The organism is Acinetobacter sp. Swhac1, from assembly GCF_013390985.1.
Lineage (GTDB): Bacteria > Pseudomonadota > Gammaproteobacteria > Pseudomonadales > Moraxellaceae > Acinetobacter > Acinetobacter towneri.
In genome coordinates, this window is the sequence record NZ_JACASN010000086.1 from 1 (window position 1) to 1,804 (window position 1,804).

The 1,804-nt window shown below is 32.5% G+C and carries 2 protein-coding genes; both read right to left on the reverse strand.

Annotated elements, in window-relative coordinates:
* Positions 1-467, reverse strand: a 467-nt coding sequence (locus HX743_RS16285; protein ID WP_218618969.1) for a DUF6375 family protein, incomplete at its 3' end; no start/stop codon positions are given.
* 45 nt (positions 468-512) lie between these two features.
* A complete protein-coding gene (locus HX743_RS15925) occupies positions 513-1,406 on the reverse strand; it encodes a radical SAM protein (RefSeq protein WP_087662166.1) in 894 nt (297 codons plus the stop codon).
* Positions 1,407-1,804 lie beyond the last annotated feature (398 nt).

Consider the following 1,804-nt stretch of genomic DNA (forward strand, 5'->3'; position numbering starts at 1 on the left):
TTCTCAGGATTCTCAGGATTCTCAGGATTCTCAGGATTCTCAGGATTCTCAGGATTCTCAGGATTCTCAGGATTCTCAGGATTCTCAGGATTCTCAGGATTCTCAGGATTCTCAGGATTCTCAGGATAGAAATGTTTTGAGTAAACTTCTACTTTAGCACCAGCATCTACAAATATTTTAATAAATGCAGATATATCAATCTCATCCGTATCAATCGTTATCTTATTCCCATCTCGCTCTAAATAATAATCAGAATTAAATTGATCTATTTCTAATGGAGATAAATGATTAACGTGGTGTTCTTGAAGAGCCTCTAAGACTTCTTTAGAAAATCTATGATTTTCTGGAGGTTCACCAGATAAGTAATATTCCTCATATTCAGAAGCTTTTTTCAACTTTGTAACAAACTTTTCTATATTTTCAGCATCTTTAGCTTGAACAAATGAGCCTATTAATACCAAATTCATAGAATGTTCTGATCCATAACTGTTCCAAATTTTCACGTCTTACCCTTATTTATATTTCTTTAATAACTGAAGTGCTTCTAAAACACTTTTTCCACCAATTTCCTGACCAATATTTGAATATGAACTACTTTTAAGAAAGCCTAGAGCATCTATATGAGCATAAGCATTAAGCCCAGTTTCCATCAAAAGTGGATTGCATATAAAATTTGATTCAAGCCCAATATCACTTATAGTTAAACGAGTTTCCCCACTATAACCTTCTATCCACTTCTTCATTTTTTCATAAGAATCTTTTGATAAACTTTTGACGTTTTGAGTAGCTTGCTGGGGTAAAAGTAGAACTTCGGATATATCAAACTTCTCTGCAATTTCTGTGACCTGATCAAGGTCCTGTATAGTTGAATCATTAATTACAACATTGAAACCCAAAGAACTAATTTCCCTTGTTCTTTCAATACGTTCTATTAATTTATCAAATTTTCGACCACGAAATTTCTCATAAGTAGTCCCAACACCATCAATACTTATTCTAATGAAATTTACATTTCCTTTAAGATTAGACAATAAATCATCAGTTAAACGATGTCCGTGAGTAGTGAATGTTACAGCTAAATCTGTCTCGTTAGCTGTAAATTCACATATCTCAGCAAATTTAGGATATAAAGTTGGTTCCCCGCCTCCAAAGCCCACTCCAAAAGTACCAAGCTGATCAATTTCCTTTAACCATTTTTTTAAGTAATCAAATGGAAGAGAGGCTTTTATTTTGGGCGCATAGCAAAATTTACAATGCAAATCACAAATATTAGTAAGTGCTACTGAAATTTGTCTAGGTGCTACAGTCCAGTCTGCTTCTGGCAATAGAAGCTCATTTATTAGGATATTATTCCCATTAGCCCTATCAAAAAAATGAACTCCATCTGGACCTATTCTTTTTTTCATTGTAAATTAATAAACTTAATACAGATAATGTATTTTAAACATAAAAATCGAATTGATTCATACATACTCTCATATCTTTATCTAAGATTAGTAAGCCAATCTTCTTTGTAAAATTTCAACTTTAGATACATAAGACTGTAGCTTATTAAAAGACTAGCAAGCTCTAACTGAGTCACATTTCAATTGTCACTTAAAGGCAAGTAGATGTTATTGAAGCAAGTGAATCATAAGCGTATTTATCGCATCATGAAGCAGATGTATTAAAAAAACCCTCTGTACACGACAAATTTCATAGGATCCTTGTCCTATCAGGCTTTTTCTTTCTTAAAATTGCTAGCACTTTCTTAAATTCTTCTTTTTTTCCAAAACCAATCAAACGTAGAATAGCCATTTGAACA